The sequence below is a fragment of the Planktothrix paucivesiculata PCC 9631 genome, assembly GCF_900009265.2.
GTDB lineage: Bacteria > Cyanobacteriota > Cyanobacteriia > Cyanobacteriales > Microcoleaceae > Planktothrix > Planktothrix paucivesiculata.
Genome location: NZ_LR735130.1, coordinates 1 through 284 on the forward strand (window position 1 = coordinate 1; position 284 = coordinate 284).

The 284-nt window shown below is 41.5% G+C and carries 1 pseudogene; it reads right to left on the reverse strand.

From position 1 onward, the window contains the following. Positions 1–144 precede the first annotated feature (144 nt). A pseudogene (locus PL9631_RS27570) lies at positions 145–284 on the reverse strand (IS701 family transposase); the annotation flags it as partial.

Here is a 284-nt window from a genome sequence, read left to right on the forward strand (position 1 = left end):
CAGGACTTACGCAAGGACGCTATATATAGCGCATTCAGGATCAGGCGATCGCTTGATTCAGACAGAAGGGCGATATGCGTCCGGCACGCTACGCGAGCGCGCTTATAAAAAGAGAATTAATCTGTGTTTGAATTGATAAGTAAACTAAATAAAAGAAAGCTTGAGAGAGGGATGTTTAAGCTCTTGGCTCAGGTAATCTGCTAACAAACTAGCTTTTAACTGATAGACAGTTTGAGAAACTTTCTTAGCCATACGAGTCAGAAAAACCCAAACTAATAAAGCGC